Below are 21,517 nucleotides of genomic sequence, written 5' to 3'. Positions count from 1 at the left end.
TACCGATAACTATGCGTAGAGTGACAGCAATGCCGGAAACCCGCAAGAGCGGACGGGCGCGATGCCCGCGGCGTTCCCATTCCCTGGTGGCTGTGATGACCCGTCCCGCTTTCTATCCGACATCCCAAGGCGCGCCCGCCGCGCCCGCTGCGCTTTGGGAGGGCTACGGCTATGGTTTTCTGGGGGTGCTGGTCTTTTCCCTGACGCTGCCCATGACCCGCCTGGCGGTCGCCGAATTGGCGCCGCTGCTGGTAGGGCTGGGCCGCGCCCTGCTGGCGGCCGTGCCAGCCGTCGCCGTGCTCTGGCTGACCCGCGCACGCAGGCCGAACCGCCAGGAGTGGCCTGGCGTGATCCTGGCCGCGCTCGGGATCGTGGTGGGCTGGCCGCTGGCGTCCTCGCTCGCCATGCAGACCGTACCCGCTGCGCAGGGCGCGGTGTTCAATGGCTTGCTGCCGCTGTCGACCGCGGCGTTTGCCGCGTTGCGCAGCGGCGAACGCCCTTCTCCCGGCTTCTGGGCCTGGGCTGTACTGGGCGCCGCCCTGGTCACGGCCTACGCCTTGCGCCAAGGCAACGGCACGCTGGAGACGGGTTACCTCTGGCTACTGCTGGCCGTGGTGCTGGGCGGCATGGGCTACGCCGAAGGCGCGCGCGCTTCCCGCACGCTGGGCGGCGGGCGCACCATCTGCTGGGCGCTGGTGATCAGCGCACCCGTGGTGGCGGCGCCTGTCGGCTGGATGGCGGCGCAGCAGGCCAGTTGGCCCACGGCCTCGGTAATCTATGCCTGCGCCTATCTGGCGCTGGGTTCGATGTTCCTGGGCTTTTTTGCCTGGTATCGCGGCCTGGCCGTGGGCGGCATCGCCCGGGTCGGCCAGGTGCAGTTGCTGCAGCCGTTCCTGACGGTGGTGGCGGCCGCAATGCTGTTTGGCGAATCCGTGGAACCGGCGACGTATGTCTTCGCCGCTGCCGTGATCGCCGTTATCGCCGGCGGACGCCGCGCCATCGTCAGGACCAAAAAATGAATCCGTTCCCCTCCAACTGGGCCGACGTGCCCCTGATGTCCCTGTCCTTGCTGGGCCCGCTGGCCATGTTCGCGCTGGTCAGTTCGATTACGCCCGGCCCCAACAACGTGATGCTGGCCTCCTCCGGCCTGAACTTCGGTTTCCGCCGCAGCGTGCCGCACCTGCTGGGCGTGAACCTGGGCTTTACCTTCATGATCTTCCTGGTAGGCATCGGGCTGGGCTCGGTGTTCCAGCAGGTGCCGCAGTTGTACGCCGTGCTGAAGTACGCCGGCGCGGCCTATCTGCTGTACCTGGCCTGGAAGATCGCGAATTCGGGCGAAATGGACGACGGCGAGGCGCGCGGCAAGCCCTTCACTTTTCTGCAGGCCGCTGCCTTCCAGTGGGTCAACCCCAAGGCCTGGGTCATGGCCGTGGGCGTGATCGCGACCTACACGCCGCAGAACGGCTTCTTCGCCAACCTGGTCATCGCCACCATCGTCTGCGGCGTCGTCAACCTGCCCAGCATCGGCATCTGGGTGACCTTCGGCACGGCGCTGCGCCGCGTGCTGCACAAGCCCTGGGCGATCCGCGCCTTCAATGTGGGCATGGCGCTGCTGCTGGTGGCCTCGCTGTATCCGGTGGCGCTGGAAATGCTGCACTGACGCGGCCGTCAGGCCAGCAGCCCCACGACCACGGCGGGCGTGACCAGCACGTTGAACAAGCCCGCCATCACCATCACCAGGCCCGCGACGGCGCCTTCATCGGCCGCCAGTTCGCGGGCCTTGGCCGTTCCGGCGCCGTGCGCGCCCATGCCGAACAGCGCGCCGCGCGCCAAGGCCGAACGCAGCGGCAGCCAGCGCCGCATCAGCTGGCCGATGGCCGCGCCGAATACGCCCGTGACGATCACGAAGACAGCCGTCAGATCCGGCACCCCGCCCACGTGCGACGACACCGCCACCGCGAACGGCGTGGCCACCGAGCGCGGCAGCAGGCTCAGGCGCAGGTCCGGCGACAAGCCCAGCAGGCTGCCCAGCATCCAGGCGCTGACGCCCGCGATCAGGCTGCCGACCGCCACGCCAGCCACCAGCACCGGCCAGTAGCGGCGGATCAAGGCGCGCTGCTCGTACAAGGGCAGCGCAAACGCGACGATCACCGGTCCCAGCATCGCCATCAGCCAGTGGGACCCCGCCATGTACTCCCGATAGCCGGTGTGCAACGCAATCGCCAGCGTCAGCAGCAACGCGGGCGCCACCACCAGTGTCGACGTCCACCAGCAGGCGAAGCGTCGGTAGAACAGGCGCGCACAGACGTAGGCCAGCACGGTCGCGGCGGGCCAGAACCACAGGTTGAAATCAGCCGGCATGGCGGTTCATCCATCGGTAGCAGAGATCGATGGTCAGCGCAGTGCCGGTCATCACCAAGGCCGTGCCCAGGAGGATGACGGCCAGCAACTTCAGCCCCAGCAGGCCGAGAAATTCGCGGTGATCCAGCAGCGACATGACGGCGGGCACGAAGAACAACAGCATCTCGCCCAGCAGCCAACTGGCGCCGCGGTGCACATTGCGCACCCGCAGGCGGCGCGTGGCCAGCAGTAGCAGCACCAGCGCCATGCCGATGACGCCGCCCGGCACGGGCAGGCCCAGCAGTTGGGCCAGCGCCTGGCCCAGCAGGGAAAAGAGGATCAGCAGGCAGATCTGCAGCACGCGGCTGCGGCGCAGCCGGCTGCGTAGAAGAATGATGAGGCGTGGGCGAGACATTGAATGGAAGTTCCAGCGGCAAGTAGATGTTTTACGCCCGGGCCGCCCATAGATAAAATGAATTCATCGAATCCATCCCATTCCAAAAAGGCATAACCATGGAACTGCGTCCCCTGCGCGCCCTGGTCGAGGTCGTGCGCCAAGGCGGCTTTTCCCAGGCGGCCAAGACCGTCTTCGCCACCCAGCCCACCGTGAGCAAGGCGGTGCGCCAGCTGGAAGACGAGCTGGGCATGCCCTTGCTGGACCGCCACGCCCAGCCCCCGCGGCTGACGGCCGCCGGCGAAATCGTCTACCGCCGCGCCGTGGCCATGCTGACGCAGCGCGACGACCTGTACGCCGAACTCGACGAATTGAAGGGGCTCAAGCGCGGCGTGCTGCGGCTGGGCCTGCCGCCGCTGGGCAGCAGCACCCTGTTCGCGCCCATGTTCGCGCGCTTTCGCAGCCGCTACCCGCAGATCGAGATCAGCCTGGTGGAACACGGCAGCCGCCGCCTGGAGGAAATGGTGATGGCCGGCGAGATCGAGCTGGCGGGTTCGCTCAAGCCGGTGCCCGACATTTTCGAGTGGCAGCCGGTGGCGCGCGAACCGCTGGTGGCGCTGATGCCCGCCGACCATCCCAAGGCGCGCGCCGCAACCGTGGGACTGGGCGAACTGCGCGACTCGCCGTTCATCCTGTTCGAGACTGGCTTCGCCCTGAACCGCATCCTCCACGACGCCTGCCAGCGCGCCGGCTTCGCGCCCACCATTGCCGCGCGCAGCGGCCAGATCGATTTCATCGTGGCGCTGGTGGCGGCCGGCCTGGGCGTGGCCTTCCTGCCGCGCCTGAAGGCCCGCGAAGAACTGCACGCGGGCGTGGCGCGCGTGCCGCTGCGCGATGCCGGCACGGACTGGGAAATGGTGCTGGTCTGGCGCCGCGGCGGCTACCTGTCGCATGCCGCCCAGGCCTGGCTGGCCTTGACGCGAGAAGTCCATCCCGAAGTATGCTGATGCCGGAACCCAGCCGCCTCGCCCGGGTCAGACACTCCATGCCCGCCCTACCCCGCCTCTCTCCCCGCCGCCTGTTCGCCGTTGCCCTGCTTGCCGGCGCCAGCGTGGTTGGCTGCAGCCAACTCGATTCCTGGCAGCGGCAGACGATTTTCTCTCCCCAGTCCGAACCGCAGACCTGGTGGCGCGAACCCGCCGCCGGCACCCAGGTCTACGACCTGACGCTGGCCGGCGGCGACAAGGTGCGCGCCTGGTACTGGCAAAGCCCGCAAGCCGGCGCGCCCACCGTGCTGTACCTGCACGGCGCGCGCTGGAACCTGAACGGCAGCGCCTTTCGCATCGACGGCTGGACCCGCATGGGCTATTCCGTGCTGGCCATCGACTACCGCGGCTTCGGCGCGTCGACGCCGCGCCTGCCGTCCGAGGACAGCGCGCTGGAAGATGCCGTGGCCGGGCTGAAGGAACTGGCCCGGATCCAGCCCGATCCGTCTCGCCGCTTCATCTACGGCCACAGCCTGGGCGGCGCCATCGCGATCGACCTGGCCGCGCGCCCTGAGCAGCCGGCGTTCGCCGGCCTGATCGTGGAGTCCAGCTTCACCAGCATCGGCGCGATGCTGGGCACGCTGCGTTGGGGCAAAGTGCCGGGCGCCAGTCTGCTGGTCACACAGCCGTTCGCCTCGGTGGAAAAGCTGGCGCGCATGCGCACCCCCATGCTGTTCATGCACGGCACCGCCGACCGCGTGGTGCCCCACACCATGAGCGATGAACTCTACGCCGCCGCCAGCAATGTCGCGCCCGAGCTCAAGCGCCTGGTCAAGATCGAAGGCGCCACGCACTCGGGAGCCTTCCGCAGCGGCGCGCAGTATGAGACCGCCGTGAAGGCCTTCATGCAGGACGCGAGCCGCGCGTATCCGCGCAAGGCGGGCTGACGGCCCGAACCGGCGCGGCGGGCTCTTAGCCGGCCCTGCCCGCACGCGCCAATAGCGCGTTTCCCGTACACCTGCCCATCCCGCGAAAATGCGCGCGCTGGGCAGGCTCCGCCCCGAACATACGCCCCTTGCGAAATCCCACCCCGGCCGGCCTCCCCCCCCTCCGGGATGACCCGCCCCGGGTTGGCCCGCCCCGGGAAATCCCCAAATCAAAATATCTTCTAAATATATTTACTAGATATTAGACTTTGCTCCTGCTCGCCGCTCCGCCATTGAAGCGACGGCATCTTGAGGAGAAGCCAGTTGAGTAACGTGCTTTGGCAGGGGGTCTTTCCTGCCGTAACGAGTAAGTTCCATGCCGACGAGACCCTCGACTTCGAGGCGATGCGCAAGCACTTCGGCTTCCTGATCGATAACGGCGTACACGGCCTGGTCACCTGCGGCTCGCTGGGCGAAGCCAGCACCCTGACCCTGGAAGAAAAGCTGGAAGTGACGCGCTGCGCGGTTGAAGTCAGCGCGGGCCGCATTCCTGTCCTGGCCAACGTATCGGAAACCAGCACCCGCGAGGCGCTGCGTTTCATCAAGGCCGCCGTGGAACTGGGCGTCGACGGCTTCATGCTGATGCCTTCGCTGATCTACGTAGCGGACGCGCGCGAAGCGATGCAGAGCATCCGCACCATGGCCGAAGCGGCGCAGAAGCCCTGCATGATCTACAACAACCCCGTCGCCTACCGCGTGGACCTGAAGACCGAGCACATGGTCGAACTGGCCGACTGCAAGTGGCTGGTCGCCATCAAGGAAAGCAGCGACGACGTGCGCCGCCTGACCGACCTGCGCAACGCGCTGGGCACCCGCTACCAACTGTTCATCGGCGTGGACGACCTGTCGTTCGAAGCGCTGGCGCTGGGCGCCGACGGCCTGCTGGCGGGATTGGTGACCGCCTTTCCGCGCGAGACCGTGGCCCTGTACGACCTGATGAAGGCCGGCAAGTGGCAGGAAGCGCTGGCGCTGTACCAGTGGTTCACGCCGCTCTTGCACCTGGATGTGTCGACCAAGCTGGTGCAGAACATCAAGCTGGCCGAGACGCTGGCCGGGGTGGGCAACGAGCACGTGCGCCGTCCGCGCCTGCCGCTGGTCGGGGCCGAGCGCGAACGCTGCGCCGCCATCATCCAGGCCTCGCTGGCCAAGCGCCCCGCGCAGTACCAGTCGAAGTAAGGCCGGGCTCCGGAAGAAGCACGAACCTCCTGGCGCGTGGCGGAGCCGCGACGCGCCAGGGCCTGTCCTCCCGCAAGCCTAACGGACATCATGCAAAGCGACATCATTCTTCAGACCCGGGGCCTGAGCAAGGAATTCCGCGGCTTCGTTGCGGTCAACAACGTCGACATGAGCGTGCGCCGTGGCGCCATCCACGCGCTCATCGGCCCCAACGGCGCGGGCAAGACCACCTTCTTCAATCTGCTGACCAAGTTCCACATCCCGACGCGCGGCGAGATCCTGTACGACGGCGTGGACATCACGCAGGAACGCCCGGCGCAGACCGCCCGCCGCGGCATCGTGCGCTCGTTCCAGATTTCCGCCGTGTTCCCACTGCTGTCGGTGCGCGAAAACGTGCGCGTGGCCCTGCAGCGCAAACTCGGCGTGGACTATTGCTTCTGGCGTTCGGAACGCACGCTGGAAAGCCTGCACCACCGCGTCGAGGAACTGCTGGACCAGGTTGGCCTGCGCACGCATCTGGACGTGGCCGCGGGCGACCTGCCCTATGGCCGCAAGCGCACGCTGGAAATCGCCACCACGCTGGCGCTGGAACCCGAGCTGCTGCTGCTCGACGAACCCACCCAGGGCATGGGCCACGAAGATGTAGACCGGGTCAAGCACCTGATCAAGCAGGTCTCTGCCGGCCGCACCATCCTCATGGTCGAACACAACATGAAAGTGGTGGCAGACATCTCCGACACCATCACCGTGTTGCAGCGGGGCGAGATCCTGGCCGAAGGCCCCTACGCAACCGTGTCGGAAAACCCGGCGGTGCGCGAAGCCTACATGGGAGCCGAAGATGAATGAAGCCGCCCCGGCCTCGACCTCCAGCATGCTGGAGATCCGCAATCTGCACGCCTGGTACGGCGAATCGCACATCCTGCACGGCATAGACCTGGACGTGAAGCCGGGCGAATGCGTGACCCTGCTGGGCAGGAACGGCGCGGGCCGCAGCTCCACGCTGAAGTCCATCCTGGGCCTGGTGAGCCGGCGCAGCGGCTCCGTCAAGATCCGGGGCCAGGAGACCGTCGGCCTGCCGCCCCACAAGATCGCGCGCCGCGGCATCGGCTATTGCCCCGAGGAACGCGGCATCTATGCGTCCTTGAGCGCCGAGGAAAACCTCATGCTGCTGCCCTCGGTGGGACCGGACGGCATGTCGGTGGCGGAGATCTACGACATGTTCCCCAACCTGAAAGAGCGCGCCCACAGCCCTGGCACGCGGCTGTCGGGCGGCGAACAGCAGATGCTGGCGATGGCGCGCATCCTGCGCACCGGCGCCCGCCTGTTGTTGCTGGACGAAATCACCGAAGGCCTGGCCCCCGTCATCGTGCAATCCCTGGGCCGCGTGATCCGGCAATTGAAAGAGCGCGGCTACACCACCGTGCTGGTCGAGCAGAACTTCCGTTTCGCCCAACACCTGGCCGACCGCCATTACGTCATCGAGCACGGCCAGGTGGTGGCGGTGATCGACCGCGCCGAGGTCCGGCAATCGCAGGACAGGCTGAACGCCCTGCTCGGCATTTGAGTTTTCCAGCCGCATTCCTTCCGACCGCAGTCCCCTTCCTACACGGAGCGTAGTCAGATGAAATTGAATCGAATCGCAGCAGCGCTGTTCGCCGTCGGCATGATCGGCGCCGCCCAGGCCCAGACCAAGGTCAGCGACGACGTGGTCAAGATCGGCGTCCTGACCGACCTGTCCGGCGTCTATTCCGACCTGGCCGGCAACGGCTCCGTGATCGCGGCGCGCATGGCCGCCGAGGAAATGGGCAACAAGGTGCTGGGCAAACCGGTGGAAGTGGTTTCGGCCGACCACCAGAACAAGCCCGACGTCGCCGCCAACCTGGCGCGCGAATGGTTCGACCAAGGCAAGGTCGACATGATCACCGACTTCCCCACCGCGTCCACCGCGCTGGCGGTGATGGAGATCGCCAAGCAGAAGAACCGCGTGACCATGCCGTCGGCCGGCCTGTCCACCGCCATCCTGGGCGAGAAATGCTCGCCGCTGAACGCGCAGTGGACCACCAACACCTATGCCCTGGCCGCCGGCACCGCGCGCGCGCTGGTCAAGGAGGGCAAGAAGAGCTGGTACTTCATCACCGCCGACTACACCTTCGGCCACTCGCTGGAAAAGGACGGCACCGAAGTCATCCAGGAAAACGGCGGCAATGTGGTGGGCGTGTCGCGCCATCCCTTCCCCGGCAATGATTTTTCCTCGTTCCTGTTGAAGGCGCAGGCCTCGAAGGCGGATGTCATCGCGCTGGCCAACGCCGGCAACGACACGGTCAACGCGGTCAAGCAGGCCAACGAGTTCGGCATCAACAAGAAGCAGATCGTGGCGCCGCTACTGACCTACATCTCGGACGTGCACAGCATGGGCCTGGCCAAGGCGCAGGGCATGTACCTGACCGAAGCCTTCTACTGGGACTATGACGACGCCTCGCGCGCATGGGCCAAGAAGTTCTTCGAGAAGGCCAAGAAGATGCCGACGGCCTCGCAGGCGGGCGTGTATTCGGCCACGCTGTCGTACCTGAAGGCGATCGAAGCCGCTGGCACCGACGATGCGCCGGCGGTCATGGCCAAGCTGCGCGAAATGACCATCAACGACGCCGTGATCCGCAACGGCAAGCTGCGCGCCGACGGCGCACTGGTACACGACATGCTCCTGCTGCAGGTAAAGACGCCCAAGGAATCCAAGGCGCCGTGGGACTACTACAACGTGAAGTCGGTGCTCAAGGGCGAGGACGTGTTTCCCAAGCCCCAGGCCGCGTGCTCGTTGAACAAGACGTAAAGCCGCCACGCGCCGCACGCCTGGCGTGCGGCGCCGGCTGCCCTGGCCGCGGCGCACCGCCGCGCGCTTCCCGGAAATCGACGCGACACCTGTCCGCCCGCCGCCTACTATGTTCGACATCTCGCTTCCCGCCTTGCTCGCCCAACTGCTGGTGGGGCTGATCAACGGCTGCTTCTACGCCATCCTGAGCATGGGGCTGGCCATCATCTTCGGCCTGCTCAACATCGTCAATTTCACCCACGGCGCCCAATTCATGATGGCGGCGTTCCTGGCCTGGATCGGCTTCACGCAGCTGCCGCAGCTGCTGGGTCCGGGCGTGCAGATCAACTTCTGGGCCGCGCTGATCGTGGCGCCGCTGCTGGTGGGGCTGGTGGGCGTCGTGATCGAGAAGACGCTGCTCAAGCGGCTCTACCACCTGGACCACTTGTATGGCCTGTTGCTGACCTTCGGCATCGCGCTGATGATGGAAGGCGGCTTCCGCTACTTCTACGGCATCTCGGGCGTGGGCTATGAACCGCCCGAGATCCTGCAGGGCGGCTTCGACCTGGGCTTCATGTTCCTGCCGGCCTACCGCGCGTTCGTGGTGGTGGCGTCGCTGGTGCTGTGCCTGGCCACCTGGTATCTGTTCGAGCGGACCCGGCTGGGCGCCATGCTGCGCGCGGGCACTGAAAATCCCAGGCTACTGCAGGCCTTCGGCGTCAACGTACCGGTGATGATCACCCTGACCTACGGCTTCGGCGTGGCGCTGGCCGGCGTAGCCGGGGTGCTGGCCGCGCCCGTCATGCAGATCAACCCCCTGATGGGGTCGAACCTGCTGAACATCGTGTTCGCCGTGGTGGTGATCGGGGGGCTGGGTTCCATCATGGGCGCCATCGTCACCGGACTGGCCCTGGGCTTGCTGGAAGGGCTGACCAAAGTGTTCTATCCCGAAGCCTCGACGGTGGTCGTCTTCATCGTGATGGCGATCGTTCTGCTGACGCGCCCGGCCGGCCTGTTCGGCAAGGAGAAATAAGGTGCAGCGCATACCCTCCTCGATCCGCATCCTGGCGCTGCTGCTGGTGCCGGCCCTGCTGGTGCCGTTCTTCCCGCAGATCGTCTACCCCGTGTTTGTGATGAAGGTGTTGTGCTTTGCGCTGTTCGCGCTGGCCTTCAACCTGCTGACCGGCTTTACCGGGCTGGTGTCCTTCGGCCACGCCGCGTTCTTCGGCTGGGCCGGCTACGCGGCCGGCGAAATGATGATCCTGTTTGGCGCCCGCGGCCTGCCGCCAGAGATCGCCATGGCCTGCGGCGTGGCCATGGCCGCCGCCATCGGCTACGCGATCGGCTGGCTGGCGATCCGGCGCACCGGCATCTACTTCGCGATGATCACGCTGGCGCTGTCGCAGGTGGCGTATTTCATGGCCGTGCAGGTGGGCTGGACGCGCGGCGAAGACGGCATGCAGGGCATTCCACGCGGCAAGTTCCTGGGCCTGGTGGATTTGAGCGTCGACGCCAACATGTATTACTTCGCGCTGGGGGTGTTTGTACTGGGCTTCCTGTTCGTCTACCGGGTGATCCATTCGCCCTTCGGCCAGGTGCTCAAGACCATCCGCGACAACGCGCCACGCGCCATATCGCTAGGTTACGATACAGACCGGTGCAAGCTGCTGGCCTTCGTGCTGTCGGCCGCGGTCGCCGGCCTGGCCGGTTCGCTGAAGGCGCTGGTGCTCCAGCTGGTTGCATTGAACGACGTGTCGCTCGCTACCTCCACGGAAGTGCTGCTGATGACGCTCTTGGGCGGCATCGGCACGGTATGGGGGCCAGTGGTCGGCGCGACGCTGGTCGTCAGCTTGCAGAATTACCTTGCCACCCTGGGCGACGTCGTCACCATCGTCATCGGACTGATTTTCGTGTTGTGCGTGTCGTTCTTCCGGCGCGGATTCGTCGGCGAATGGCTGGCCTACGCGCAGTGGCGCAAAACGAAGGAAAACAATAGTTGATGGTAGCAGCAGAATCCAAACGGCGCGCCGCCGATGTCGCCTACGATCAGATCGAAAGCATGATCGCCACGCTGCAATTGCAACCGGGCAGCGCGGTCGTCGAGGCGGATCTGGTCGAAAAGACCGGCCTGGGGCGCACGCCGCTGCGCGAGGCGCTGCTGCGCATGGTCGCCGCCGGGCTGATACGCCAGGAGCCGCGGCGCGGCCTGCGCGTGTCCATGATCCAGCTGGCCGACCACATGGACCTGATCCAGACCCGCCGGGCGCTGGAGCAGCTGATCGCCGCCAATGCCGCGCGCCGCGCCACGCCGGCTCAGCGCAGCCAGATCGTGGATTGCGCGGCGCAGATGATACGCGCGGCGGAAGGCGGCAATCTCGACGACTACATGCATGCCGACCAGCTGCTGGACCACGTCTGCCACCAGGCCTGCCGCAACGCCTCGGCCGTAAACGCGGTGGCGCCGCTGATCATCCAGTGCCGGCGCTTCTGGTACGCCTACCAACACGAGGGCGACATTGCCGAAGGCGCGCGCCGCCACATGCTGATGGCCGAAGGCATCGCCACCGGCAACGAGTCCGCGGCCATCAAGGGCGCGGACTCGCTGATGGACTACCTGGAGATGTTCACGCGCAAGGTGATTGACGCGTGACGGCCGGCGCGGCCTGCCCATTGCGGCGGGCCAGCCACTGCAAGACCCGCGGCCGCGAACGGTCATACGCCAGGTTGTAGAGGAAGGCGTAGGGCAGATAGAACAGCACCAGCGCGATATCCAGCACGAAGGCCTGCCACAGGCTGATATTGAGCCACCAGGCCGCCAGCGGAATCACGATCAGGATCAGGCCCAATTCGAAACCGAAGGCGTGCACCACGCGCAACCGCAGCGTGCGGGTCCAGCCCATGCTGTTCTCGATGCGGTCGAAGCCCGCGTTGTAGATCATGTTCCAGACCAGCGCGATCCAGGCGATCACCGCGGTCAACACGCCCATTTCAAACAGGGACTTGCCCATGGCCCAGGCGGCCGCCGGGGCGCACAGGCCGATGGCGATGATTTCGAACAGAAAGGCGTGGAGGAAACGTTCTTTGAGGGATTTCTTGGCTTGCGTCATGACCCACCTGCGGTCGGTTGATACTCAGTGGCAGGAATTTTCGACGATATTTCCGTTACCATAAAGATGGTTTTCATCGGAAAAACCGATAACCCATAAGCCCTACCCCGGAGCCTGCCCGCATGCGCCACTCCCTGGAATCCCTGGCAGCGTTCGCCCAGGTTGCCTCCGAAGGCACGTTTTCCGCCGCCGCCCGCAAGCTTGGCAAAAGCCAGTCCACCGTCAGCGAGACCGTCGCCAACCTGGAGGTGGACCTGAACGTCACGCTGTTCGACCGCAGCCAGCGGCAGCCGACGCTAACCGAGGCTGGCCAGGTGCTGCTGGGGCAGGCCCTGCAGGTGCTGGCGGCGAACGACAGGCTGAACCGCAGCGCCAGCCAACTGGCTGAGGGCCTGGAGCCCCGGCTGACGGTGGTACTGTCCGACACCTTCCAATCCGAGACCTTCGATACCATGCTCAGCCAGATCGATCAGCGCTATCCGGCGCTGCGTTTCGAATGCCTGATCGCGGAATACGAGGACGTGGTGGCGCTGGTGCAGCAGGGACGCGCTCACCTGGGACTGATGGCCGCGCAGGACAGCTATCCGCCCGACGTGGCGCACGCCACGCTGGCGGAGCTGTCGGAGATCGTTCTGTGCGTGGGCCGCGGCCACGCGCTGGCCAAGCTGCCCCGAGTCACCGAAGACCAGCTGAAATCCGAGCGCGCGCTGCGCCTGAGCACGTATGAACTGGGCGACAAGGAAGCCGAGCCAGCCTATGCCACCTGGTCTGCGCCCGGCTATCTGATGCTGCTGGAAATGGCCAGCCGCGGATTCGGCTGGACCGAGCTGCCGCGCTGGATGATCCAGCGCTTCGGCCAGGACCAGCTGGTGGAGTTGAAAGCGCCGGGCTGGCCGCGCCATATCCGCGTCGATGCGGTCTGGTCGCGCCGCCGCGCGCTGGGGCCGGCGGGCGCCTGGCTGCTGCAGAGCCTGACGGGCGGCTAGCGCCGCACGCAACAGGATCTGGAGCCGGTCAGCGCGCCGTGGCGGGCAAGCGCGAAATGTGCACGCCGTTGGCGTTGAGCCAGTCGCCCAGCTTGGGGCTGGCCAGCACGTCGAATTCCGCGCGGCGCTGGCGCGACATGGCGCAGCCGTCCTGGCTGCCCATCGCCGGATGGCACATGAGCAGGTCGCAGTCGCGCGCGTTGAACAGCCAGTTCTGCAGCAGATCCGCGTAGCGGCGCTTGCCGCCTTCGAAACCGTAAACACCCAGCAGCCGGCGATTGGTGCGCATGCCGTCCTGGCGCGCCTGGCGCGCCAGCGCCGCGGAGCCCAGCGCGCCGATGACGCGCGCCTTGATGGCTTCCTTCAAGGGTATGCCGAACTGCATGCCTGGCGCCGTCTGGCGCAGCCACGGCATGTGCGCTCCGTAACGCCGCTTGAGCAGCTGCAGCAGGCGTTCGCGGATGCCGGGCAGCTGATGCACGTGCTGATGGCCATCGACATAATCCGGCGCGCGACCGAACGCGGCCTCGAAGGCATCGAACTGGCGTTCCAGTAGCGCCTCGACCCAGGCGCCGTCCAGCCTGCCCGTGTAGGCGTTGAGGATCAGCCGGCTCAGCGTGGGCATGGGTTCAGCGCCGGGTTCAAGCGCTTCGGTGAAGTTCACGTGCAGGCCGATATCCACGTTCATCTGCGCCAGCCGCCCTGCGTTCGCCGCGAACGAAGGGCCCAGCGCGAGGCAGCTGACCGCGCTCAGGCGGCCCATGCCGGCCAGCGCAATCATGCCTTCATCGATGTCGGCATTCATGCCAAAATCGTCACCGCAGACCACGATACGTTTGCTCATCGCTATACCTTTGACTTCCCTTTCATCACAGCCTTCATGCGCGCCCTGCTGCAACAAGTAAGCACCTTCATTGCTGTCGGATGCGCCGCCGCAGCCACCCATTGGGCTGTCGCCGTGGGTTGCGTCGAACTCTTGCGCATGCCGCCCCTGGCCGCCAACCTGGTGGGGTGGCTGATCGCCTTCGCGGTTTCCTTCACCGGCCACTACCGGCTGACGTTCCGACATTCCAAAACTCCCTGGACGGTAGCAGCGCGCCGTTTCTTCTTTGTGTCAGCCATAGGCTTCCTCATCAACGAAGCCGCTTACGCCTGGCTGCTGCACAACACCGCCATCCGCTACGACATCCTGCTCGCGCTGATCCTGCTCGGGCTCGCCGTGGCGACCTTCATCGTCAGCCGGTTCTGGGCATTCCGCCACAAACCCGCTGCCTGAAGGCCGCGTCCACGTCGACGCGCCACATCACGTACTTCACGCTGCTGGCCACGGGCGCCAGCCCCTGCAGCGGCGGATAGACCGGGTTGTCCGCCGCGGTACCCCATACCCAGAAACGCGCGCCTTCCGCCGCCTGGCACAGACGCGCAGTGAACTCGGTGGGGCTTAGCAGCACCTCCGCGCCCGTCTCGGGATCGAACTGGGCGGCGTCGTACAGCTCCTTGCGCCAGTTGTCCCGCACCGGCACCTCGGGGTTGCGCCAGTCGTCCACCACCCACGCGGGCCGCGCGGCTCTGGCGTACAGCGCCAGATCGAAAGGATAGGTGTGCAGCGACACGAAGGTGTCTTCCGGCTGCGCCTGTTGGCGCACCACCTTGGCCAGGGGAGCGGCGCTGCCGCGCGCATTGTTGGCCGCAATGCCCACCGCGATGACGCAGATGCCAGCCGCCACGGCCGCGCTCAGACGCACCAGGCGCGTGGTGCCTTCAGCATCGGCGCGCCTGGCGCCCTGAATCACTTCCGCCAGCAGAAAGGCCAGCGGCGCCAGCGCCGGCAGGACATAGCCCACAAGCTTGGAGTTCGGCAGCGAAAAAAACACCACCACAACTGCAAACCACGCCAAGGCCAGACGCCGCAGGCTGCGCGTGGGGCCTTCCCAGAACGCCTTGCGCAGAATGCCGCCACCCCAAAGCGACCAGGGCAGGCTGAGCCCGACGATCACCGGCAAGTAAAACCAGAACGGCTGCGCATTGTTGAAGCCGCTGGCCGCGAAGCGCTGGAAATGCTGATAGACGAAAAAATAGTCGTAAAAACCGGGATAGCGCAGCTGCATCAGCACGAACCACGGCGCCGCCATGGCGATGAAGGCCAACAGCGCGGGCGGCCAGAACAGCGCGGCCAGGCCGCGCCAGCGCCGCTCCCACAGCAGCCAGATCAGCAGGATGGCGCCCGGCAACGCCAAGCCGATCAGGCCCTTGGCCAGTACCGCCAACGCCGCCAGCACCGCGGCCGCCACCGACATCGTGCGCCACGCTTGGCCTTGCTCGACGCGCAGCACCGCGTCCGCCGCGGCCAGCACGCATAGCGTGATCAGGCCGGCCACCAGCATGTCCAGATTCGCGAACTGCGCGCCCCCATAGAAAAACGGCATGGTGGCGAGGACCAGCACGGTCAGCGCGGCCGCCGCGCTATCGCGGTAGCGCCGCACGAAGCAGTACAGAGCCGCCAGGGCGCCCCACGCGGCCAGCCAGGAAGGAACTCGCGCCGCCCAGGGATGCACGCCGAAGATCGAGAAGGACAGCTCGGTCAGCCAGTAATAGAGCGGCGGCTTGTGGAAGTACGGCATGCCGTCCAACAAGGGCACCGCATGCGAGCCGCTGCGCAGCATGTCCCAGGCCACGCCGGCATAGCGCCCTTCGTCCGGCAGGGTCAGCGGCCTGAGCCAGGCCAGGAAGGCAAGCCACGCGCCTATCGCGAGCAGGAAGCGTCCCGCCGGCGGGGTCCAATCGGAACGCCGCCAGAAAGTGGTGGCGGACATGTCAGCTCAAACCCTGGCCCGGCCGGGAAGCCCGGCCCTGGCGGCGGCGCACGACAAACAGAGGCCGGCCCTTCACTTCGTCGAAGATCCGGGACACGTATTCGCCCACCACGCCCAGCGAAATCAGATTCACGCCGGCAAAGAACAGCACCGCCGTCACGATCGTCGTCCAGCCCGAGACCTCGTTGCCGAAGAACAGGTATTCGCCAACCAAGTAAGCCGCATAGGCCAGCGCCAGCATGGCGAAAGCCACGCCGACCAGACTGACCAGGCGCAACGGCCAGGTGGTGAAGGCGGTCAGGCCGTCCAGCGCCAGCCGGAAGAGGCGCATGCTGCCAAAACGGCTGTCGCCATGCATGCGCTCGTCGGGGGTATAGGTCAGGGCCTCGCCCTTGAAGCCGACCCAGGCGTACAGGCCCTTCATGAAACGGGTGCGTTCGGGCAAGGCAATCAAGGCGTTCACCACGCTGCGGTCCATCAGGCGGAAATCGCCGGCGTGCGCCGGCACGTCCACGCCGCGCGCGCCACTGAGCAATTTGTAGAACCAGCGCGCGCCAGCGCGCTTGGCCCAGGATTCATCGGCGCGGGTCTCGCGCACGGCGTAGACCATCTCGGCGCCAGCCGCCCAGCGCGCCAGCATCTGCTCGATCAGTGCGGGGGGGTGCTGCAGATCGGCGTCCAGGCAGATCACTGCATTGCCGGTGGCCGCTTCCAGGCCGGCGCTGATCGCGGCTTCCTTGCCGAAGTTGCGCGACAGCTGCACGTAGCGGAAGCCATCGTGCTCGGTCCATTCGGCCATCAGCGCTTCCGTGCCGTCGGTACTGCCGTCGTCGGCCACGATGATTTCCCAGCTGGTGCACAGCGCCTCCAGACGGTTGCGCAGCAACGGCAGCAGCACCCGCAGGTTCTCGCATTCATTCAGGCAGGGAATGACGCAGGTCACGCAGGTGTCGTACGGTACGCTGGCCTCGGCCGCCGGCCACACCGATTCCAGGGGAAACGATTTGGTCAAGACTTGCGGGACGATGGGTTCGGACCGGAACTGGATGTGCATGGCTCTAGACTCGGATTGCAGGACTATGGCGAGCAGTATGCGCAGCGGGTCGTTGAATTTTCATAAAATGCGCCGCAGCCCGATCAGCCGGTAATCCAGGGCAAATTCTAGGAGCCCGATCCCTGAAAACAATAAAGTCCGGTGAACCTGTGTCCCCAATTTGTGAAGGCCTGTAAAGCCGGGGACCGCGCGCGCATCGGTAAAATGCGCCCGAGTTCTTGTTTTCGCAGGTTGTCATGCAATATCGAGTCCGGCCCATGCGGGCCAGCGACGTGGACGCCATCCTGGCCCTCCAGACCCTGGCCTACCCCGGTTTCCTGCTGGAAAGCGCCGGTTTCTTCCAGAACCGCCTGACGCTCGCCCCCACGCACTGCTGGGTCGCGCAAGCTTCCGCCAATCTGGACGGGTTGCTGGGCTATCTGATCTCCTATCCCTGGGACGCGGGACTGCCCCCTGCCCTGGACGTCACGCTGGCTGCGTTGCCGGCCGGTGCCGACCATTGGTTCCTGCACGACTGCGCCGTGGCGCCTTCGGCGCAAGGACTGGGCGTCGGCCAGGCGCTGCTGCGCGCCGCCGCGGCCAGCGCACACGAAGGCGGTTTGCGCCGGGCAAGCCTGGTGTCCCTGGAGTCCGCCGTGGGCTATTGGCAGCGCCACGGCTATCAGCCGGTCAGCGCAGACAGCGCCGACCTGGCCGAAAAACTGGCCGGCTATGGGCCGCGCGCGCAGTACATGTCGCGCGCGTTTCCGCTCTAGCCGCCCCGGCCGCGGCGGCCTCCCGCCACGGCCTCTCCGCCCGCCCGGCTCCGCGCCGCGCGCCGCTCCCCTGCCCCCATGTACACCGCCATCGCGGCGGACGTAACATAAGCCTCAGTCCGTGTGAGGCGGCAGGGTTCAAACAGCCAGAAAGTTCACCGTGCCCTGACAGGGCGCAAAGGTACCTATGATCTCGCTTACGCCCGTTCAATCGCTGCTGGCATGCTGCCTCGTCCTGGTCATCGGACGCGTGCTCACCACCAGGATCGGCGTCCTCGCCCGCTACAGCATTCCCGACCCCATCGTGGGCGGTCTGCTGTTCGCCGTGCTGGCCTACCTGCTGTCCACCTGGGGCGGCGTTTCCGTCTCGCTGGAAACCAGCATCAAGCCGACCTTGCTGCTGCTGTTCTTCGGCAGCATCGGCCTGACCGCCAACCTCAAGCTGCTGGCCAAGGGCGGCCCCAGGCTGATCGCCTTCCTGCTGGCCCTGATCCCCTTCCTGGTGCTGCAGAACGCCGTGGGGCTGGGCATGGCCTGGCTGCTGGACATGCATCCGCTGATGGGCCTGCTGGGCGGCACCATCACGCTGGTGGGCGGACACGGCACGGGCGCGGCCTATGCCACGCGCTTCGCCGACTTCAACAACATCCAGGACGTCATGGCGCTGGCGATGACCTCCGCCACCCTGGGGCTGGTGCTGGGCGGCGTGGTGGGCGGACCGGTGGCCGAATGGCTGATGCGGCGCCACAAGCTGGCCGGCAGCCTCGACCATGCGCCGGGCGACGGCCACGAGGCCCCGGACCTCATGGAAAACGCGCCTACCTCCACAGCGGGCTCCTACATCGTGTCCCTGACCGCCGCGCTGGTCTGCCTGGTGGTGGGCGGCTACCTGGCCGCGCTGGTCGAGGACGCCCCGGTCAGCCTGCCGAACTTCCTTTGGTGCCTGGCCACGGGCGTGCTGATCCGCAACGGCGGCGAACGGCTGGGCCTGAAGCTGGACGACCGCGCCACCGAGATCATCGGCACCATCTCCCTGTCGCTGTTCCTGGGCATGACCATGATGACGCTGGACCTGTCCAGCGTGGCGCGCCTGGCCGGTCCCCTGGCGATGATGCTGGTGGTGCAGACCCTGGTCTGCGCGCTGTACGCCGCCTGGGTGGTGTTCCGCATGCTCAAGCGCGACTACGAGGCGGCCATCATGTCGGCCGCGTTCTGCGGCTTCGCGCTGGGCGCCACGGCCACTGCCATCGCCAACATGCAGGCACTGACGCGGCGCCATGGCCCGGCGCCGGAAGCGTTCATCGTCGTACCGGTCACCGGCGCCTTCCTGGTCGACATCCTCAACGTGATCGTGCTGACCTCGCTGATCTCCTTGCCGTTCGTGGGGGGTATGTGACCATGTTCAAACGCCTCGTCATCCTGAGCCTCTGCCTGCTGCTGGCGGCCTGCGGCCGCGCGCCGGATACCGACGCCTTGCGCGCCGACGTCGAACACAGCCTGGCCACCGCCTATGGCGCCGGCCTGTTCCGTATCGCCGAACTCAAGCGCATGGGATCGGCCTCGGACAACAGCGCCCCCGCGGGCGAAACCCGCCGCGTGGTCTATTACGACGTCGAACTGGACCTGGGACGCAACGTCACCCTGGGCGCCTGGGACCAGCCCGGCGCCGCCGCGCTGGTCACGCTGCTGGGGGCCGGCCCGCGCAGCATCAGCGGCGTGAAATCCGGCGGCAACCAGGCCGGCGACCGCATCGTTGCGCACGCCAGCGCGATCTACCGCAAGGACGGCGACACCTGGAAACTGGTGACCCCGGCCGGCTTCAAGGCAGCCGAGGCGCCCAACCTGGACACCGGCGCGCCGCCGCCCGTCACGCGCCAGTTGCTGGATACGCTGGACCAGATCACCCATTCGGTTTCCTATAGCGCCTCCAGCACCGCGCAGCACGTGGTGCAGCAGGAACTGGAGCGTTCGGTCGCGCGCATCAACGGCCGGCTGGCCCGCATGCAACAGGGCTACCCGCTGGCCGGCGGCCCGGACCGTGGCGAGTACGTGGCCTTCGCGCGCGCCCTGAGCGACGTGGCGCGCAAGCAGCAGATCCGCGTCTCGCCCCTGATCACTGGCGGCGGCGCCGAGAACATCGCGCTGCTGCGTAGCGGCGACGCCGTGGTCGGGCTGGCCCAGGCCGACACGGCGCGGCTCGCCTACGACGGCAAGGGGCCGTTCGCGGGCCAGGGTCCGTTCACCGGGCTGCGCGCCTTGGGCAGCCTGTATCCGGAACTGGTCCATATCGTGGTGCGCGACGATGCCGCCCTGCGCGGCGTGCGCGACCTCAAGGGCAAGACCATCGCCCTCGGGCCGGAAGGTTCGGCGGTGCGCGCCACGCTGGAAACAGTGCTGGCCGCCCACGGCCTGCAGGCCGGCCGCGACTACAAGGTGGCCGACACCCCCTTCACCGAGTCCCTGCCGGCCTTGAACGCCGGCACGGTCGACGCCGCCGCCCAGGTCATCGGCGTGCCCGCAACGCCCCTGCGCGACGCGTTGACCCAGGCCCGCTTGAAACTGCTGCCGCTGGACCCCGCCGCCATCAAGACGCTGACCGCGGCCGAGGACAACGCGCTGATGCCGCTGGACATCGCCGCCGGCACCTACCCCAACCAGACCGAAGCAATCCCCACCTTGGGCATGGCGGCGCTGCTGCTCACCACCGCCGACCTGACTCGCGATGAAGCCCTGGTGATCGTGCGCGCGGTTTACGTGACCGGACAGGACCTGCTGGCCGCAGGATCGGCCCAGGGCGCCCAGGTCGGCATAGCGACCGCCCGGCGCGGGCTGACCGTGCCGCTGCACGACGGCGCCCAGGAAGGGCTGGCCAAGCTGGAACAGGCCAAACCGCAATGAAGCCGGTTGCGCTTATGATTGCGCTCCCTACCAGGAATTCCCATGAATAAACTCGATCTGCAGAAAAACCAGGCCCTGAAGCTGGCCGGCCAACTCAAGCAAGCCGCCACGCCGGACCGCTTCGGCACCGCCTCGCAAGCGCCCGACCGCCGCGAGCAGCGCAAGCTGGACCAGGCCGCCGGCCTGGTGCCCTTCCCGCTGAAGCTGTCGCAGGCGCACGCCGACAAGCTGCGCGCCCTGGCGGCCGAACGCGGCGTGTCCACCAACGACATCGTCGCCGAAGTGCTGCAGAACGCGCTGGACAAATAAGCGCATGCACATCTGGGTCGATGCGGACGCCTGCCCCGCGGTCATCAAAGACATCCTGTTCCGCGCTGCCCAGCGCTGGCAGGTGCCGCTGACGCTGGTGGCCAACCAGATGCTTTACACCCCGCCCTCGCCGCTGATCCGCGCAGTGCAGGTGCCGCGCGGCTTCGACGTCGCCGACGCCCACATCGCCGAACGCGCGGAGCCGGGCGACCTAGTCATCACCGGCGACATCCCGCTGGCCGCGGAGGTCCTGGAAAAAGGCGCGCTGGCGCTGAACCCGCGCGGCGAGCGCTATTCGCCGGAAACCATCCGGGAACGGCTGGCGCTGCGGGACATGATGGAAGAATTGCGGGCCAGCGGCGTAGACACCGGCGGCCCGGCATCGTTCAGCCAGGCCGACCGCAAGGCCTTCGCCAACCAGCTGGACAGCCTGCTGGCGCGCGCGGCGCGCAACGCGCAGAAGGGCTGAGTCCCCGGCGGCCGCGACAGGCGGTCAATAGAAGGTGATGTAGGCCTTGTAGATAATCGTGCCCAGGGCCGTGATCAGGCCTACGCCCATCAGCCCCATGCCGAGATTGCGGTCGCGCAGCCCGAAGCCGATCAGCATGAGCGCCACGCCAGCGCCGATGATGATCAACATGGTAGTGGTGTGCTCGGACATGACCTTCTCCTGTTCGCCTACGCCTGGCCCCACGGGCCAAAGCCTTTGTTATCAATGATAGTCAGGCTCGCATGCGATGCGGCTCAATCGATGAGAGTCCGCTTGCGTCAAATCAATCTAAGCGTAATGAAAGGGACGGTTCCGCGCAATGGCTGGCGTCCCATATGCAAAGCACCCCGGGCCAAAGCACTTGGGCTTGAAGGCGGGCTCGATATGTTCGACGCGTGCAAAACAAAAAAGCCAACC

General features: G+C 66.8%; 25 protein-coding genes. 18 read left to right on the top strand and 7 right to left on the bottom strand.

What is annotated here, in order from left to right; all coding sequences use genetic code 11:
* The first annotated feature begins 95 nt into the window (after positions 1-95).
* Together AXYL_RS03635 and AXYL_RS03630 are read left to right on the top strand one after the other, a co-directional pair.
* A complete protein-coding gene (locus AXYL_RS03635; RefSeq protein ID WP_013391478.1) occupies positions 96-1,019 on the top strand; it encodes a DMT family transporter in 924 nt (307 codons plus the stop codon).
* Positions 1,016-1,660 (top strand): LysE family translocator, encoded by a 645-nt coding sequence (locus AXYL_RS03630; protein ID WP_013391477.1) that lies wholly within the window; start codon positions 1,016-1,018, stop codon positions 1,658-1,660. The genes AXYL_RS03635 and AXYL_RS03630 overlap by 4 nt, the downstream gene beginning before the upstream one ends.
* 8 nt (positions 1,661-1,668) lie before the next feature.
* Here the strand turns inward: AXYL_RS03630 and AXYL_RS03625 are convergent, their stop codons facing one another.
* Both AXYL_RS03625 and AXYL_RS03620 read right to left on the bottom strand, forming a co-directional pair.
* Positions 1,669-2,361, bottom strand: a complete 693-nt coding sequence (locus tag AXYL_RS03625; protein ID WP_013391476.1) for an LrgB family protein — start codon at positions 2,359-2,361, stop codon at positions 1,669-1,671.
* On the bottom strand, positions 2,351-2,755 hold the full coding sequence (locus tag AXYL_RS03620; protein ID WP_013391475.1) for a CidA/LrgA family protein: 405 nt from the start codon (positions 2,753-2,755) through the stop codon (positions 2,351-2,353). The genes AXYL_RS03625 and AXYL_RS03620 overlap by 11 nt, the downstream gene beginning before the upstream one ends.
* Positions 2,756-2,853: 98 nt before the next feature.
* On the opposite strand from AXYL_RS03620, the gene AXYL_RS03615 reads away from it, so the two are divergent.
* From AXYL_RS03615 to AXYL_RS03575, 9 genes are all read left to right on the top strand, one after another.
* Positions 2,854-3,741 (top strand): LysR family transcriptional regulator, encoded by an 888-nt coding sequence (locus AXYL_RS03615; protein WP_013391474.1) that lies wholly within the window; start codon positions 2,854-2,856, stop codon positions 3,739-3,741.
* Between the two features lie 38 nt (positions 3,742-3,779).
* Positions 3,780-4,667, top strand: a complete 888-nt coding sequence (locus tag AXYL_RS03610; protein ID WP_013391473.1) for an alpha/beta hydrolase — start codon at positions 3,780-3,782, stop codon at positions 4,665-4,667.
* Positions 4,668-4,970: 303 nt separating this feature from the next.
* On the top strand, positions 4,971-5,882 hold the full coding sequence (locus AXYL_RS03605) for a dihydrodipicolinate synthase family protein (protein WP_013391472.1): 912 nt from the start codon (positions 4,971-4,973) through the stop codon (positions 5,880-5,882).
* A gap of 90 nt (positions 5,883-5,972) precedes the next feature.
* Positions 5,973-6,728 (top strand): ABC transporter ATP-binding protein, encoded by a 756-nt coding sequence (locus AXYL_RS03600; protein ID WP_013391471.1) that lies wholly within the window; start codon positions 5,973-5,975, stop codon positions 6,726-6,728.
* On the top strand, positions 6,721-7,446 hold the full coding sequence (locus AXYL_RS03595; RefSeq protein WP_013391470.1) for an ABC transporter ATP-binding protein: 726 nt from the start codon (positions 6,721-6,723) through the stop codon (positions 7,444-7,446). Before AXYL_RS03600 ends, AXYL_RS03595 begins: the two co-directional genes overlap by 8 nt.
* A gap of 57 nt (positions 7,447-7,503) precedes the next feature.
* Positions 7,504-8,709 carry an ABC transporter substrate-binding protein gene (locus AXYL_RS03590; protein WP_013391469.1) on the top strand — a complete coding sequence of 402 codons (1,206 nt, stop codon included), beginning with the start codon at positions 7,504-7,506 and terminating at the stop codon, positions 8,707-8,709.
* A gap of 109 nt (positions 8,710-8,818) precedes the next feature.
* Complete coding sequence (locus AXYL_RS03585) at positions 8,819-9,721, top strand: branched-chain amino acid ABC transporter permease (protein WP_013391468.1); 903 nt, start codon at positions 8,819-8,821, stop codon at positions 9,719-9,721.
* A gap of 1 nt (position 9,722) precedes the next feature.
* The gene (locus tag AXYL_RS03580) at positions 9,723-10,688 is read left to right on the top strand and encodes a branched-chain amino acid ABC transporter permease (protein WP_013391467.1); all 966 of its coding nucleotides are present in this window, start codon (positions 9,723-9,725) and stop codon (positions 10,686-10,688) included.
* A complete protein-coding gene (locus AXYL_RS03575) occupies positions 10,688-11,338 on the top strand; it encodes a GntR family transcriptional regulator (protein ID WP_013391466.1) in 651 nt (216 codons plus the stop codon). Before AXYL_RS03580 ends, AXYL_RS03575 begins: the two co-directional genes overlap by 1 nt.
* Here the strand turns inward: AXYL_RS03575 and AXYL_RS03570 are convergent.
* Positions 11,313-11,795 carry a multidrug/biocide efflux PACE transporter gene (locus tag AXYL_RS03570; protein WP_013391465.1) on the bottom strand — a complete coding sequence of 161 codons (483 nt, stop codon included), beginning with the start codon at positions 11,793-11,795 and terminating at the stop codon, positions 11,313-11,315. The genes AXYL_RS03575 and AXYL_RS03570 overlap by 26 nt on opposite strands.
* A gap of 122 nt (positions 11,796-11,917) precedes the next feature.
* On the opposite strand from AXYL_RS03570, the gene AXYL_RS03565 reads away from it, so the two are divergent.
* Complete coding sequence (locus tag AXYL_RS03565) at positions 11,918-12,781, top strand: LysR family transcriptional regulator (protein WP_013391464.1); 864 nt, start codon at positions 11,918-11,920, stop codon at positions 12,779-12,781.
* A gap of 28 nt (positions 12,782-12,809) precedes the next feature.
* Here AXYL_RS03565 and AXYL_RS03560 read toward each other — a convergent pair whose 3' ends face one another.
* A complete protein-coding gene (locus AXYL_RS03560; protein WP_013391463.1) occupies positions 12,810-13,625 on the bottom strand; it encodes a ChbG/HpnK family deacetylase in 816 nt (271 codons plus the stop codon).
* Between the two features lie 36 nt (positions 13,626-13,661).
* Here AXYL_RS03560 and AXYL_RS34015 point away from each other — a divergent pair, with 36 nt between their 5' ends.
* Positions 13,662-14,057: a GtrA family protein gene (locus tag AXYL_RS34015; protein WP_013391462.1), complete on the top strand. Its 396-nt coding sequence runs from the start codon at positions 13,662-13,664 to the stop codon at positions 14,055-14,057.
* Here the strand turns inward: AXYL_RS34015 and AXYL_RS03555 are convergent.
* Positions 14,017-15,594: a glycosyltransferase family 39 protein gene (locus AXYL_RS03555; RefSeq protein WP_013391461.1), complete on the bottom strand. Its 1,578-nt coding sequence runs from the start codon at positions 15,592-15,594 to the stop codon at positions 14,017-14,019. The genes AXYL_RS34015 and AXYL_RS03555 overlap by 41 nt on opposite strands.
* Position 15,595: 1 nt before the next feature.
* On the bottom strand, positions 15,596-16,648 hold the full coding sequence (locus tag AXYL_RS03550) for a glycosyltransferase family 2 protein (protein ID WP_013391460.1): 1,053 nt from the start codon (positions 16,646-16,648) through the stop codon (positions 15,596-15,598).
* A gap of 257 nt (positions 16,649-16,905) precedes the next feature.
* Here AXYL_RS03550 and AXYL_RS03545 point away from each other — a divergent pair, with 257 nt between their 5' ends.
* From AXYL_RS03545 to AXYL_RS03525, 5 genes are all read left to right on the top strand, one after another.
* Complete coding sequence (locus tag AXYL_RS03545; RefSeq protein WP_013391459.1) at positions 16,906-17,403, top strand: GNAT family N-acetyltransferase; 498 nt, start codon at positions 16,906-16,908, stop codon at positions 17,401-17,403.
* Between the two features lie 187 nt (positions 17,404-17,590).
* Entirely contained in the window at positions 17,591-18,799 is a 1,209-nt protein-coding gene (gltS, locus tag AXYL_RS03540) for a sodium/glutamate symporter (RefSeq protein WP_013391458.1), read from the top strand.
* Positions 18,796-20,301, top strand: a complete 1,506-nt coding sequence (locus AXYL_RS03535) for a TAXI family TRAP transporter solute-binding subunit (protein ID WP_041652186.1) — start codon at positions 18,796-18,798, stop codon at positions 20,299-20,301. The genes gltS and AXYL_RS03535 overlap by 4 nt, the downstream gene beginning before the upstream one ends.
* Positions 20,302-20,343: 42 nt before the next feature.
* On the top strand, positions 20,344-20,610 hold the full coding sequence (locus tag AXYL_RS03530; RefSeq protein WP_013391456.1) for a hypothetical protein: 267 nt from the start codon (positions 20,344-20,346) through the stop codon (positions 20,608-20,610).
* A gap of 4 nt (positions 20,611-20,614) precedes the next feature.
* Positions 20,615-21,079, top strand: coding sequence for a YaiI/YqxD family protein (locus AXYL_RS03525; protein ID WP_013391455.1), 465 nt, complete (start codon positions 20,615-20,617; stop codon positions 21,077-21,079).
* 24 nt (positions 21,080-21,103) lie between these two features.
* Here the strand turns inward: AXYL_RS03525 and AXYL_RS35145 are convergent, their stop codons facing one another.
* On the bottom strand, positions 21,104-21,271 hold the full coding sequence (locus AXYL_RS35145; RefSeq protein WP_013391454.1) for a hypothetical protein: 168 nt from the start codon (positions 21,269-21,271) through the stop codon (positions 21,104-21,106).
* Positions 21,272-21,517: the final 246 nt, after the last annotated feature.

The sequence above is a fragment of the Achromobacter xylosoxidans A8 genome (assembly GCF_000165835.1).
In the GTDB taxonomy this organism is placed as follows: domain Bacteria; phylum Pseudomonadota; class Gammaproteobacteria; order Burkholderiales; family Burkholderiaceae_B; genus Achromobacter; species Achromobacter xylosoxidans_B.
This window is presented reverse-complemented; position numbering and strand designations above follow the sequence as displayed.